This window comes from Pseudonocardia kujensis (genome assembly GCF_021283305.1).
Classification (GTDB): domain Bacteria; phylum Actinomycetota; class Actinomycetes; order Mycobacteriales; family Pseudonocardiaceae; genus Pseudonocardia; species Pseudonocardia kujensis.
Map to the genome: position 1 here is coordinate 156,128 of NZ_JAJSOK010000006.1, position 12,744 is coordinate 168,871.

Here is a 12,744-nt window from a genome sequence, read left to right on the forward strand (position 1 = left end):
TGGTCGCTGTGCCTACGCTCGACGGCGTGACGACCGCTGCGCTGCCCACCGGTCTGGAGGTCCGGACCCGTGAGGTGGACCCGCCCGCGGGGGGCCTGCTGTCGCTCCTGCCGGAGGCGCGGGGCGCGCTGTCCTGGGTGCGCGGCGGCGAAGGACTGGTCGGCTGGGGCGAGGTCGCGCGCTTCACCGGTACCGGCGCGGGCCGGTTCGCCGAGGCCGACGCCTGGTGGCGCCGGCTGCTCCCCGAGCTCGACGTCACCGACGAGGTGGGCCTGCCGGGCACCGGCGCGGTGGCCTTCGCGTCGCTGACCTTCGCCGACCGCTCGCCCGGGTCCGTGCTGGTGGTGCCGCGGGTCGTGGTCGGGATGCGGGGTGGGCGCGCGTGGGTCACCGAGTTCGGCGACCCGCACCCGATGACCGCGGCCGAGCCGGTGCGGCCCAGCGGGCGGCTCCGGTACGCCGACGGCGACCTGCCCGTCGCGGGCTACCGCGCCGCCGTCGCCGAGGCCGTCCGGCGGATGCGCGCGGGCGAGCTCGACAAGGCCGCCCTCGCCCACGACCTCCTCGCGGTCGACGAGGCCCCGCACGACCCCCGACACCTGCTCCGCGGCCTCGCCGAGCGCTACCCCACCTGCTGGGCGTTCGCCGTCGACGGGCTGGTGGGAGCCACCCCGGAGCTGCTGTTGCGCAAGCGCGGCCCGGTCGTCGAGTCACGCGTCCTGGCCGGCACGGTGTGGCCGGGCGAGGGTTCGTTGAGCTCGGAGAAGAACCGGGTCGAGCACGCCTACGCCGTCGACTCGCTGGCCGAGCGGCTGCGCCCCTTCTGCCGCACGCTCGAGGTGCCGGCGGAGCCGTCGGTGCTCGCCCTGCACAACGTCTCCCACCTGGCCAGCGACGTCCGCGGCCGGGTCCGCGGCGACGCCTCCCTGCTCCGCATCGCCGGCACGGTGCATCCGACCGCCGCGGTCGGCGGCACCCCGCGCGAGGAGGCGGTGGCCCTGATCGCCGCGCTGGAGGGCATGGACCGCGGCCGCTACGCCGGCCCCGTCGGCTGGATCGGCGACGACGGCGGCGGCGAGCTCGGCGTCGCCCTCCGTTGTGCCCAGCTCGACGGCCCCGTCGCCCGTCTCTACGCGGGCTGCGGCATCGTCGCCGACTCCGACCCCGACACCGAGGTCCGCGAGGCCGCCGCCAAGCTCCTCGCGGTGCGGGAGGCGTTGGAGGGGTAGCTCGTCTCCTCCGGGTCGGAGGCCTACCGCTCCCTCGTGTGCTTCGGGACGAGGAGGGCGACGGCGATCGCGAGGAGGACGATCCCGCCTGCGATCGCGAGGCCGGCGGGGCTGACGAGCCGGTCGCGCAGGCCGCCGACGTAGGGGACGTCGTACCAGAGGACGCCGTGGACGTCCTGCGCCGCGACGGGGTCCGGGTCGGCGGTGCGGTTGGCGTCGCCCTTGGTGACGAACTCCGGGCCGGGCCGCACCTCGACGACGCGGTGCATGACGATCCGCGTCCGTCCGGTCGCGGCGTCACGGTCGGTGAAGTTCAGGACGTCGCCGGGCTTGACCTGTGCGGTGTCGACGGGCTTGACGACGGCGACCGAGCCGACGGGCAGAGTCGGCTCCATCGAGCCGGACAGGACGGTCAGCGAGTGGCCGCCGACCACGACCGGGACCAGCGCGACCGCCGCGGCGAGCGCGACCACGACCAGCACCACGAGGCCGAGCACCAGGTCGAGGGCCCGCCGGAGGGGGTGCACGCGTGGCGGCGGCGCGGCGTGCCGGGCCGTCTCCTGCTCGGCGTCCGCCGTGCGCGCGTGCGATGCCATCCGTCCTCCCGATGCAGTCGTCGGACGAGTCGTACCCCGCACCGACGCCGACCCCGCAGAACACCACCCGATCGAATGGCGATTCGCACTGGAAACGGCGGCGGCGTTGTGCGGTGCGGATACTCGAACCCCGCCGCGACGATTCCTCACCGTTCCCGCGGCCCCGTCGAATTCCCTCTCCGGAGCATCAGCACGGCCGTTCGGTCCGATGACAAGAAGAACACCAAGAAGAAAGCGGGCATCATCGTCGGGCTCGTCGCGCTGGTGGTCGCCGCCACCGCGATCGGGGCGGGGACGTACGCCGCCTTCACGGACACCGAGACGGGGCCGGGCGGCACGCAGACGGCCGGGACGCTGGATCTGCAGGTCGGCGGCGACGACACCGCGACGGCGCTCTTCAGCGCCTCGAACGTCGCCCCCGGATTCGGCCAGAACTACACCTTCACACTCGACAACACCGGCTCGATCGCCGGCACGTTGAGAACTCGATGAGCTTCACCGGCGCGGACGGGGCCTGCACCGAGCCGGAGAAGGCCGCGGAGGGTGGTGGCTGCTCGGCCGACGGGAGCCTGCAGGACCAGTTGACGGTCTCGGTGACCGCCGGGCCGGGCGTGAGCACGCCGACCACCCCCGCGCCGATCACCACCTTCGTCAGGACGCCGCTCCCCGGCAGCGGTACCGCTCAGATCGCGGGTGGCGGTTCGGTCTCCCACACCCTGCGGTTCGCCTTGCCGAACGACTCCTCCACCACCGCCGAGAGCAACTCGAACAACAACGCCCAGGGCGACAGCGTCACGCTGAACTCGACGTTCGACCTCGTCCAGGCGACGTGATTCCCCGACAATTCATTCGACATGCTCCGGCACCATTCCGGTGACCCCCCGATCCGCCTTCTGCTCCGTACGAGGAAGTGATGCGACGCCGAGTGATCGCCGGGACGCTCGTGGCGAGGGTCATCACCGGCACGGGTGTCCTGTCCGGGGGCAGCGGCACCCACGCCCGGTACACCGACGTCGAGGCGAAGCCGGGCGCCGCGACCGTGGTGATCGGGACGTCGTCCCGGGCCCCGGCGCTGAGCTACACCGGAGCCCTCCTCGGAGGGACGTCCGCCGCCACGTTGAACGTCGTCTACACCGGCGCCACGCCCGCGCGCCTGACCCTGCAGGCCAAGCCGGCGACCACGTACCCCTCGGCCTTCTGCACCTACTCGGCGTCGACGAAGTCCTGGTCGAGGACGACCCTGGCGAGCCGATCACGCTGTCCTTCGCCGGCACCACCGTGGACTACTGCACGCTGCTTGACCGCGCCGAGGTCGCGCTCGCGGGCGCCGTCGCGGCAGGCAGCACCGCGAGCCTCTCGACGTCGGCCACGTTCGATCCCCTCAGCGGCGCGACACCGAGGAAGGACCAGAACGTGCTGTTGCTCGTGCATTACCCCCGGCGCCGCGGGCTCGGGCTTCTCCGACGTCGTGACCGGCACACTGAGCGTGGCGACGAGCGCGTCCCTGACCCCGCGGTCGTTGGCGGTCGTCACCGCACCGACGAGTACGGTCGCGCCCACGACCACCAGGCCCGCCGGCACGCCGGTCGCGGCGGCAGACGTGCCTGCCGAGTGCACCGCCGCGGGGATGACCGCCGCCTCCTTCGCCGAGAAGATCACCCTCACCGCCGCACGGCCGAGCTTCGACGCGGCCCGCGACCGTCCGGGTGGCGCCGGGCCCTTCCTGGTGACGGGCTCGTCGGCGGCGGACACGGTCGTGGGGTCCGCCGGCCCCGACTGCGTGACCGCCGGCGACGGCGACGACGTGGTCTCCGGCGGCGCGGGCAACGACGTCCTCCTCGGCGGGACCGGCGCCGACCGCCTCTCCGGCGACGCCGGCGACGACCGCCTCCACGGCGGCCCGGGCGTCGACACGCTCGACGGTGGTGCCGGTGCGGACCTGCTCGACGGCGGGCCCGACGGCGCGACGTGCACCAGCGACGCCTCCGACACCACGACCGGCTGCCTCGCGGCGGCAGCCGAGCGCGGCGCCGACCCGACGACCACCTCACCCATCCCGGCGACGACGACGCCGGTTCCGACGGGCGCCCTGCCCCTGCCGGCCAGCAGCAGCGCTCCGGCCGCGGTCCCGGAGGGCTCCGCCGACCCCACCGGTTCCGCCCCACCGACCTGACACACGTCCGCCCGACCGGCGGCCCGTCGAGATCGTCGCTTCGGGCGCGAGAAGGCCGACCCTCGACCGGCCAGGTCCACGAGTGTCGATCACCTCGAGGCCGAGCCACCGTCGACCGCGATGATCACGAGGTCGGGAGCGGGAGGGTCGGGTTTCGACTGTCCAGGTCCACGGTGGCCGATCACGACGGCCGCTCTGGTCCGAGTCGTACGAGGACCTGCCCCTCCGGCAGGCCGGCTCGGAGCCTCCGGCCGGGCGAGGGACGACGGCAGGGCCCCACGGCTCCTCCTCGAGCTCCCGGACCCGACGCACAAGATCACCGACTGGGACACGTCCCGGCCACCCACTGCCCCGGAGAGTCCCGGACAGCGATCACGCCGAGGCTGCACCAGCCACGGCACCGAAGATCACTAGATAGGGAGCAAGGCGGTCGAAATCCGACCGCCCACGTCCACACACGACGATCACGGCAGACCCGAGCCCCTTTCTCGGCAGCCAAGATCAGGGCTTCAGGACCGAGCAGGTCGTTTCCCGACTTCCAAAGTCCACGACCGGCGATCATGGACCACCCCGTGGCACGGCCGCGGTGAGTTGGCGGCCCCGGCCATCCGGCCGGCCCGACGACGCCCGCACCCCTGCAACCCCCGCGACGCCCCGGAGAGTCCCGGACAGCGATCACGCCGAGGCTGCACCAGCCACGGCACCGAAGATCACTAGATAGGGAGCAAGGCGGTCGAAATCCGACCGCCTACGTCCGCGCGCGACGATCAAGGTCGGGGGCAGGGACCAGGCGGAGCCGGAACCGTCCCTATCCCCGCCCGCTCTCCTGCCGCTCCGCGGACGGGCCGGCGGGCGGGGAGGATACGAGGCGGAGGGGGCCACGGGCCGCCCGGCCGCGCTCGTCCACCGCGTCGGCGAGTGCAACGACCTCGGCAACTCCCGCGGATCCCGTGACGACGTCGGCAACTCCCGCGGATCCCGCGTCGAGGTCGGCGGACCGGAGCCCGGCGGAGCGGATGTCGGCGGACCCGGATCCGGCGGAGCGGATGCCGACGCCGCGGATGTCGGCGGACCCGGGTCCGGCGGAGCGGATGGCCCCGTCACGGATGTCGGCGGACCTGGATCCGGTGGAGTGGATGCCGAAGTCGCGGATGTCGGCGGAGCGGATGCCGAAGTCGCGGATGTCGGCGGACCCGGGTCCGGCGGAGCGGATGGCGGCGGGCCGCTCGTCGGACCCGGCCGTGCGGAGGGCGGCGCGCAGCCGCTCCGCCTCCACGCGGTACGCCTCGCGCTGCTCCCACAGCCCGCGCACCGCGCTGAACAGGAACGGCACGGCGGTAGCCAGCAGCGCGGTCGTCGCGGCGAGGGTCAGCGCCACGGGCACGACGACCGCGGCGCCCGACGCCCGGACCGCGGCGGAGGCGGCGAGCAGCGCGAAGGCGAGGCCGATCCGACGCAGCAGCGGACGGTCGCGCCGCAGGCCGGCCCCGACGGCGACGAGCCCGGCCGCCCCGGCGCCGGCCCAGGCGGCGAGCGCGAGGTCGGCGACCAGCGGTCCCGGGAGGCCGACCCCGGGGGCGAGGCCGTACACCGTGCCCGCGAGGGCGGCGGCGCAGGCCAGCGCGGCAGCGGCGACGGTCACGACCGGCCGGATCGCGCGGGAGCGCCGGCGCACCGCCACCACCAGCAGCACGACGACGGCGAGCTGGCCCACCACGGCCACGAGCGGCCAGAGGCCCGCCGCACCGCCGAGGTCGAGCGCCACGGGCAGGGGGCCGACGAGGGCGGCCCCGCCGACCGCGGCCGCGATCCGGCCCGCGCGCCGGCTGCCCGACGCCCGCCCGGCCACGGCGATCATCACGGAGGCGGCGATCCCGCCGGCGAACACGAGCACGGAGGCGAGTCGCGCGGCCGGCAGCCCGGCGGCGTCGACGGCCCGGACCGCGGTCCAGGCGGTCCCGCCGGCCAGGGCGACCGTGCCGCACTCGAGTGCGAACGACCGCGCCGCGACGCGACGGACCCGGAAGCGGTGCTCGACGGGAACGGGAACATCGGCCCCACGGCGGCGGCGGCCCGTGGGCCACGCGTCGGGGGCGGGCCGTGCGGCGGGGGCGTCCGCGCGGCTCCGGGTGCTGGACGTCACCGGTACCTCGGTCGTTCGGGGGGCGGCCGGGCGCGGGGAGCGGACGAGGCCGGGAGCGGCGGCTCCGCTCCCCTGTCGGCGCTCCACCACCGGCCGTTACGCAGAACGCACATTAGCTGGCGCAGAGTGACCACTCGGACGAGCCCTCTGCGCCGTCCGGCTCCCGTCCGTTGCGACCGAACGCCGTAACAGAACGCCCTCAGGTCCGGGCGGGCAGGGCCCCCAGGGCCGTGGCGACCTCGTCGGCCAGCGACGCGTGGCCGGCGCGCAGCGTGGCCCGGTCGGCGCGGACCTCGACGATCCGCAGTCCCGGACCGGCCGGCAGGACGGCGTCGGCCAGCTCCGACGGCGTTCCGACCAGCACGTGCGCGGCGCCGAGGCCGGTCGCGACCGCGGCGAGGTCGGCCCGGTGCGGGGTGCCGAAGATGCGCTCGAACGACGCCGAGTGCGCCGGCGCGCCCTGCTCGAGCAGCCCGAAGATCCCGCCGCCGGAGTCGTTGAGCACCACGATCGACAGGGCGGGCCGCGGCTCGTCCGGACCGATGAGCAGGCCGGTGGTGTCGTGCAGCAGCGTCAGGTCGCCGAGCAGCGCGACGGTCGGACCGGGATGGGTCAGCGCCGCCCCGACGGCCGTCGACACCGTCCCGTCGATGCCGGCGACGCCCCGGTTGGACAGCACCGACAGCCCGCCGCGCGGCACCGCGGCGAGCGCGACGTCCCGCACCGGGTTCGACGAGCCCAGGACGAGCCGGGAGCCGTCCGGCAGCGCGCCGACGAGCTCGCGGGCCAGCGACAGGCCTCGCGGCCCCTCGGGCAGCGCGCGGTCGAGCGCCGCGGACGCCACCTCGTCGGCCTCCCGCCAGCGCTGCACCCACGCCCGCGGCGGCGCGAGCGCCGGCACGTCGCCGACCGCCCGGACCGTGCCGGCGACGTCCGTCCACGAGGTGCCGTGCGGGTCCGCGGCGGCATAGACCTGCAGGTCGGGCGCGGCGAGCAGGCGCGCGACCGCGCGGTGCAGGGTCGGCCGCCCGACGACGACGACCTGCGTGGGCCGGGGCGGCCCACCCCGCGCCCCGAGCAGCCAGGGCCCGCTGCGGAGGGCGTGCGGCCACAGCGGCGACGACGGCTCGGCCACGATCGGCGCCCCGCCCAGCACCGCGGGATCGATCCCCGCCCCGCCGCCGGCGATCACGAGCGTGGGCGCCGCGGGGTCCAGCGGCAGCGGCGGCGCGGTGCGGCCCGCCGGCGGGACCACCGTCCACGGTGCGCCGTCCGGGCGCCCGGGCGGGACCTCCGCGGACGGATCGGGGACCAGCGGTTCCGCGAAGGGGATGTTCAGGTGGACCGGCCCCGGCGGCTCGCCGAGGGCGCCCGTCGCGGCCGCGACGATCCGGTCGACGGCGGCGCGCCACCGGCCGGGCTCCCCGGGCGCGAGCCGGGCGACGGCAAGGGTGCCCGCCCGCCGGACGGCCCCGCCGAAGATCCCCTGCTGCTCGATCGTCTGGCTCGCCCCGGTGCCGACCAGCTCCGGCGGCCGGTCGGCGGTGAGCGCGAGCACCGGCACCCCCGAGTGCGAGGCCTCCAGGACCGCCGGGTGGAGGTTCGCGACCGCGGTGCCCGAGGTCGTCACGACCGGGACGGGTCGACCCGAGCCCAGGGCCAGGCCGAGCGCGAGGAACCCACCGGTGCGCTCGTCGATCCGCACGTGCAGGCGCAGCCGGCCCGCGGCGTCGGCGGCGTGCAGGGCGAAGGCGAGCGGCGCGTTGCGCGAGCCCGGGCACAGCACGGCGTCCGTGACGCCGAGGCGCACCAGCTCGTCCACGACCACGCGGGCCTGGACGGGCCCTGCCGCGGGGCCGCTCGTCGGTGCCGGATTCACGCCTCCGACCCTATGTCGACACCCGCCGGTCCCGCCGTGCTCCGCTGCTCACACCCCACGATCACAGGGTGAACAGCTCGAAGCCGACCGCGAGCGTCGAGCCCGGGAGGCGTTCGGCGACGGCCTCGGCGTGCGAGCGCAGGAAGGACTCCGGGTCGGTCGTCGGCCCGTCGCCGAGCGCGGCCAGGTAGGCCCGGTGGGCCGAGAGCGACGCGACGGCCCGGTCGAACACCGGGCCGATGTCGACGGCGTGGGTGGGCTCCGGCGACCCGGTGGCGGCGAGGTACCGCACGCCCGTCCACGGCTCGCCGCCGGCACCGGGGAAGACCCAGCGGTTGCCGGCGTCGCGGCAGGCGTCGAGCACCGCACGGCCGGTGTGGACGTGGTCGGCCATGTTGAGTCCGCCGCCGGGCCAGCGGTCGGCGAAGTTCGCCGTGACGACGACCTCGGGCCGGCGCCGCCGGACGACCGCGGCGATGTCGCGGCGCAGCGGGAGCCCGTACTCCACCACCCCGTCCGGATGGTCGAGGAACTCCACCTCGGCGACCCCGACCGCGGCGCAGGCCGCCCGCTGCTCGGCCTCCCGCAGCGGCCCGGCCTCCACCGGCGGGATCGTGTCGATGCCCGCCTCGCCGCGGGTGACCAACAGGTACGCCACCTCCTTGCCGGCCTCCGTCCAGCTCGCGACGGCGCCCGACCCGCCGTACTCCATGTCGTCGGGGTGCGCGACCACGACGAGGGCGCGCGACCAGTCGTCGGGGAAGGGCTCCAGCGTCATGGGCACATCGTCCCCGTACCCTCGGTCCTGTCATGAGCGCGACCCTCCGGGCCACGGGCCTGTCCGCCGGGCACGGTGCCCGCGTCCTGTTCAGCGGCCTCGACCTCGTGGTCGCGCCCGGCGACGTCGTCGGGCTCGTCGGGGTCAACGGTGCCGGCAAGTCCACGCTGCTGCGCCTGCTCGCGGGCGAGGAACCGGGTGGGTGGGGAGGCGACGCCGAGGGCGAGGTCGCCCTGAGCCCGCCCGACGCGACCGTCGGCCACCTGCCGCAGGAACCCGAGCGCCGCCCCGGCGAGACCGTGGCGCAGTACCTGGCGCGCCGGACCGGGGTGGCCGCCGCGCAGGCCGCGATGGACGTCGCGGCCGAGGAGCTCGGCGCGGGCGGTGACGGGGAGCCGTACGCCGCCGCGCTGGACCGCTGGCTGGCCCTCGGCGGCGCGGACCTCGACGAGCGGGCCGGCGAGGTGGCGGCCGAGGTCGGCCTCGGCGTGCCGCTCGCCGCCCCGATGACCGCGCTCTCCGGTGGCCAGGCCGCGCGCGCGGGGCTGGCCGCGCTGCTGCTCTCCCGCTACGACGTCCTCCTGCTCGACGAGCCGACCAACGACCTCGATCTCGACGGTCTGGAGCGGCTGGAGAAGTTCGTCCAGGGCCTGCGGAGCCCGGCCGTGATCGTGAGCCACGACCGCGAGTTCCTGGCGCGCACCGTGAACCGGATCGTGGAGCTGGACCTGCACCAGCGGCAGGTCGGGGTCTACGACGGCGGCTACGACTCCTACCTGGTCGAGCGCGAGATCGACCGCCGGCACGCCCGCGAGGCCTACGAGGAGTACGACGACAGGCTCGGCGCGCTGAAGGACCGCGCACAGATGCAGCGCAACTGGATGGCCCAGGGCGTGCGCAACGCCCGCCGGAAGTCGAAGGACAACGACAAGAACGTCAGGGCCAAGCGGGCCGAGACCAGCGAGAAGCAGGCCTCCAAGGCCCGGCAGACCCAGCGCGCGATCGAGCGGCTGGACGTCGTCGAGGAGCCCCGCAAGGAGTGGGAGCTGCGGATGACGATCGCCACGGCCCCGCGGTCCGGTGCGGTCGCCGCCCGGCTCGACGGCGCCGTCGTGCGCAGGCCGAGGGAGGACGGCACCGCCTTCGTGCTCGGCCCGGTCACCGCGCAGGTCGACTGGGCGGACCGGGTGATCGTCACCGGGGCGAACGGGGCCGGGAAGTCCACCCTGCTCGGCGCGCTGCTCGGCCGGATCCCGGTCGACGAGGGCTCCGCCGGGCTCGGCGCGGGCGTGACCGTCGGCGAGATCGACCAGGCCCGCGGGCTGTTCCTCGGCGACGAGTCGCTCGTCACCGCGTTCGGCCGGGCGGTGCCGGACCGGTCCGAGTCCGAGGTGCGCACGCTGCTGGCCAAGTTCGGGCTGACCAAGGAGCACGTGCCGCGCCCCGCCGCGTCGCTGTCGCCCGGCGAGCGCACCCGGGCGGCGCTGGCCCTGCTGCAGGCCCGCGAGGTGAACCTGCTGGTGCTCGACGAACCCACCAACCACCTCGACCTGCCCGCCATCGAGCAGCTCGAGCAGGCCCTCGACGCCTTCCCCGGCACGGTCCTGCTGGTCACACACGACCGCCGGATGCTCGACACGGTCCGCGCCACCCGCCGGTGGCGCGTCGAGGAAGGCCGCCTGAGCGAGCTGTAGCCGGGCGCGGTCGGCCCCCACACCGTGACGCTTGCCGATTCCGTCAGTCGGCGCTAACGTTAGCGTGCACGCACGAAGGCTGGAGGTGGGGCCCGTGACCTCTCCCGCACCGCTCGACGACCGGGTGGGAGCCATGTTCCGGGCCCTCGCCGAGCCGCGACGCCGGGCGATCCTGCAGCTGGTCGCCACCACCGAGCGCGCGGCCGGCGAGATCGCGGCGGAGTTCGAGGTGTCCCGCACGGCCGTCAGCCAGCACCTCACCGTGCTGAAGGAGTCCGGCCTGATCGCGGAGCGCCGCGAGGGCACCCGTCGGCTGTACCGTGCCCGCCGGGAGGCGGTCCGCGAGCTGCAGGCGGCCCTCGACGGCATCTGGTCCGACGCGCTCGACCGGGCGCGCGCCCTCGTGGAGGAGGAGCAGTGAGCACCGAACCCGCCGCGGAGGTCCTCGACCTCGCCCGCCCGCCCGTCCGCCGGTCCACCGTGGTGGCGGCCGGGCGCGCGCGCACGTTCCGCGTGTTCGTCGACCGGCTCGCCGAGTGGTGGCCGCTGGACCCGTTCTCCGTGGGCGGGAGCGGGCGGATCGCCTCGGTGAGCGTCGACGGCCGGGTGGGCGGCACGATCACCGAGCACTGGCACGACGGCACCGCCCACGACTGGGGCACGCTGCTGGCCTGGGACCCGCCGGCGGGCCTGACCACGACGTGGAACGTCACGGGCACGCCGACCGAGGTCGAGCTGCGGTTCGTGGAGCTCCCGGACGGCCGCACCCGGGTGGACCTGGAGCACCGCGGCTGGGAGCGCCTCTCCCTCGAGGAGCTGCGGGCCGCCTGCGCGCTGCCCGGCGGCTACTCCGGCGGCGCCTTCGAGCGCGGCTGGGCCACGATCCTGGGCGCCTTCGCCGACGCGGTGCGGGAGGACGCACCGTGAACTGGTTCCTCTACCGGCTCCTGCCGCCGCGCCCGGACTTCGCCACGACGATGGACGAGCGCGAGCGCGCCGCGATGACGGAGCACGTCGGGTACTGGCGGGGCCTGCTGGACTCCGGCCGGACGATCTTCTTCGGGCCGGTCGCCGACCCCGCCGGGCCGTGGGGCCTCGGCATCGTCAACGGCGAGTCGCTCGACGACGCCGAGGCGCTCGGCAAGGCCGACCCGGCCGTGGTCGCCGGGGTCGCCCGGTTCGAGGTGCTGCCGATGCTGTCCGCCGTCACCCGCTGAGCCGGGCCGGGTTACCGGTGGTAGGAACGCCGCATGGCCTCCTGGACCACCGCGGACATCCCCGACCAGACCGGCCGGACGGTCGTCGTCACCGGCGCCAATTCCGGGATCGGGCTGGAGGCGGCGCGGGCGCTCGTGGCGGCCGGCGCGCACGTCGTGCTGGCCTGCCGCGACCCCGGAAAGGGCGAGGCGGCGGCCTTGGCGATCAGCGGGGCCGGCTCCACCGAGGTCCGTGAGCTGGACCTGGCCGACCTGAGCTCGGTCGGCCGGTTCGCCGCGGGCCTCGACCGCCGCGTCGACGTGCTCGTGAACAACGCCGGGCTGATGGCGGTCCCGGAGCAGCGGACGGCCGACGGCTTCGAGATGCAGATCGGCACGAACTTCCTCGGGCACTTCGCGCTGACCGGGCTGCTGCTGCCGCGGATCACCGACCGCGTGGTCACGCTGTCGAGCCTCATGCACCGGATCGGGCGGATCGACCTCGACGACCTGACCTGGCAGCGGCGTCGCTACCAGCGCTGGCTCGCCTACGGGCAGTCGAAGCTCGCGGACCTCATGTTCGCCTACGAGCTGCAGCACCGGTTCGTGGCGGCCGGCTCGCTGCTGCGCTCGACGGCCGCACACCCCGGCTACGCGGCGACCAACCTGCAGACACGCACGGGGACCGTGCAGGACCGGTTCATGGCCGCGGCCAACCGGGTCGTCGCCCAGGACGCGGCCGGCGGTGCGCTGCCCACGCTGTACGCCGCCACCGTCCCGGACCTGCCCGGCGGCACGTACGTCGGCCCCGGTGGGCCGGGTGAGACCCGGGGCGCGCCCGTGCCGGTCGGGTCCAGCCGCGCCTCGCACGACCGCGCGGTGCAGCGGGCGCTGTGGGAGCAGGCGGAGGCGCTGACCGGCGTCTCGATCGCGGTGCCCCGTCGGCCCTGACCGGACCCGACCGCGCCCCTGCACGCAGCCGCGGACGGCCCCCCGACCACCGCCCGACCGCCCCGACACGGCGAAGGGGCGGCCCCTCCGAAGGGAGGGACCGCC

14 protein-coding genes are annotated in these 12,744 nt (G+C 75.7%); 9 read left to right on the forward strand and 5 right to left on the reverse strand.

Features of this window, described 5'->3' with window-relative positions:
* The first annotated feature begins 26 nt into the window (after positions 1-26).
* Complete coding sequence (locus LWC35_RS07080) at positions 27-1,229, forward strand: isochorismate synthase (RefSeq protein ID WP_232869078.1); 1,203 nt, start codon at positions 27-29, stop codon at positions 1,227-1,229.
* A gap of 23 nt (positions 1,230-1,252) precedes the next feature.
* Here the strand turns inward: LWC35_RS07080 and LWC35_RS07085 are convergent, their stop codons facing one another.
* Positions 1,253-1,825: a signal peptidase I gene (locus LWC35_RS07085; protein ID WP_232869079.1), complete on the reverse strand. Its 573-nt coding sequence runs from the start codon at positions 1,823-1,825 to the stop codon at positions 1,253-1,255.
* A gap of 75 nt (positions 1,826-1,900) precedes the next feature.
* Here LWC35_RS07085 and LWC35_RS07090 point away from each other — a divergent pair, with 75 nt between their 5' ends.
* Positions 1,901-2,317 carry a TasA family protein gene (locus LWC35_RS07090; protein WP_232869080.1) on the forward strand — a complete coding sequence of 139 codons (417 nt, stop codon included), beginning with the start codon at positions 1,901-1,903 and terminating at the stop codon, positions 2,315-2,317.
* Entirely contained in the window at positions 2,314-2,658 is a 345-nt protein-coding gene (locus tag LWC35_RS07095) for a hypothetical protein (RefSeq protein WP_232869081.1), read from the forward strand. Before LWC35_RS07090 ends, LWC35_RS07095 begins: the two co-directional genes overlap by 4 nt.
* Positions 2,659-3,028: 370 nt before the next feature.
* Here the strand turns inward: LWC35_RS07095 and LWC35_RS07100 are convergent, their stop codons facing one another.
* Positions 3,029-3,391, reverse strand: coding sequence for a hypothetical protein (locus tag LWC35_RS07100; RefSeq protein WP_232869082.1), 363 nt, complete (start codon positions 3,389-3,391; stop codon positions 3,029-3,031).
* A 61-nt stretch (positions 3,392-3,452) separates the two neighbouring features.
* Between LWC35_RS07100 and LWC35_RS07105 the strand changes: the two genes are divergently transcribed.
* A complete protein-coding gene (locus LWC35_RS07105) occupies positions 3,453-3,998 on the forward strand; it encodes a calcium-binding protein (protein WP_232869083.1) in 546 nt (181 codons plus the stop codon).
* Positions 3,999-4,806: 808 nt separating this feature from the next.
* On the opposite strand, the gene LWC35_RS07110 is transcribed toward LWC35_RS07105, so the two are convergent.
* The 3 genes from LWC35_RS07110 to LWC35_RS07120 form a co-directional block, all read right to left on the reverse strand.
* A complete protein-coding gene (locus tag LWC35_RS07110) occupies positions 4,807-6,141 on the reverse strand; it encodes a hypothetical protein (protein WP_232869084.1) in 1,335 nt (444 codons plus the stop codon).
* A gap of 199 nt (positions 6,142-6,340) precedes the next feature.
* On the reverse strand, positions 6,341-8,020 hold the full coding sequence (menD, locus tag LWC35_RS07115; RefSeq protein WP_232869085.1) for a 2-succinyl-5-enolpyruvyl-6-hydroxy-3-cyclohexene-1-carboxylic-acid synthase: 1,680 nt from the start codon (positions 8,018-8,020) through the stop codon (positions 6,341-6,343).
* Positions 8,021-8,081: 61 nt separating this feature from the next.
* Complete coding sequence (locus LWC35_RS07120; RefSeq protein WP_232869086.1) at positions 8,082-8,798, reverse strand: PIG-L deacetylase family protein; 717 nt, start codon at positions 8,796-8,798, stop codon at positions 8,082-8,084.
* 32 nt (positions 8,799-8,830) lie between these two features.
* Between LWC35_RS07120 and LWC35_RS07125 the strand changes: the two genes are divergently transcribed.
* The 5 genes from LWC35_RS07125 (at position 8,831) to LWC35_RS07145 (ending at position 12,639) form a co-directional block, all read left to right on the forward strand.
* Positions 8,831-10,492, forward strand: a complete 1,662-nt coding sequence (locus tag LWC35_RS07125; RefSeq protein WP_232869087.1) for an ABC-F family ATP-binding cassette domain-containing protein — start codon at positions 8,831-8,833, stop codon at positions 10,490-10,492.
* A 94-nt stretch (positions 10,493-10,586) separates the two neighbouring features.
* Positions 10,587-10,913 carry an ArsR/SmtB family transcription factor gene (locus LWC35_RS07130; RefSeq protein ID WP_232869088.1) on the forward strand — a complete coding sequence of 109 codons (327 nt, stop codon included), beginning with the start codon at positions 10,587-10,589 and terminating at the stop codon, positions 10,911-10,913.
* A complete protein-coding gene (locus tag LWC35_RS07135; RefSeq protein ID WP_232869089.1) occupies positions 10,910-11,419 on the forward strand; it encodes an SRPBCC domain-containing protein in 510 nt (169 codons plus the stop codon). The genes LWC35_RS07130 and LWC35_RS07135 overlap by 4 nt, the downstream gene beginning before the upstream one ends.
* Positions 11,416-11,709, forward strand: a complete 294-nt coding sequence (locus LWC35_RS07140) for a YciI family protein (RefSeq protein WP_232869090.1) — start codon at positions 11,416-11,418, stop codon at positions 11,707-11,709. The genes LWC35_RS07135 and LWC35_RS07140 overlap by 4 nt, the downstream gene beginning before the upstream one ends.
* A gap of 33 nt (positions 11,710-11,742) precedes the next feature.
* Positions 11,743-12,639 (forward strand): oxidoreductase, encoded by an 897-nt coding sequence (locus LWC35_RS07145; RefSeq protein WP_232869091.1) that lies wholly within the window; start codon positions 11,743-11,745, stop codon positions 12,637-12,639.
* The last annotated feature ends 105 nt before the right edge of the window (positions 12,640-12,744 follow it).

Bases quoted from the DNA above. Each gene is read 5' to 3' on its own strand.
- LWC35_RS07085 (WP_232869079.1), bottom strand. From the start codon at position 1,825: ATGGCATCGCACGCGCGCACGGCGGACGCCGAGCAGGAGACGGCCCGG.
- LWC35_RS07090 (WP_232869080.1), top strand. From the start codon at position 1,901: ATGGCGATTCGCACTGGAAACGGCGGCGGCGTTGTGCGGTGCGGATAC.
- LWC35_RS07095 (WP_232869081.1), top strand. From the start codon at position 2,314: ATGAGCTTCACCGGCGCGGACGGGGCCTGCACCGAGCCGGAGAAGGCC.
- LWC35_RS07105 (WP_232869083.1), top strand. From the start codon at position 3,453: ATGACCGCCGCCTCCTTCGCCGAGAAGATCACCCTCACCGCCGCACGG.
- LWC35_RS07120 (WP_232869086.1), bottom strand. From the start codon at position 8,798: ATGACGCTGGAGCCCTTCCCCGACGACTGGTCGCGCGCCCTCGTCGTG.
- LWC35_RS07125 (WP_232869087.1), top strand. From the start codon at position 8,831: ATGAGCGCGACCCTCCGGGCCACGGGCCTGTCCGCCGGGCACGGTGCC.
- LWC35_RS07145 (WP_232869091.1), top strand. From the start codon at position 11,743: ATGGCCTCCTGGACCACCGCGGACATCCCCGACCAGACCGGCCGGACG.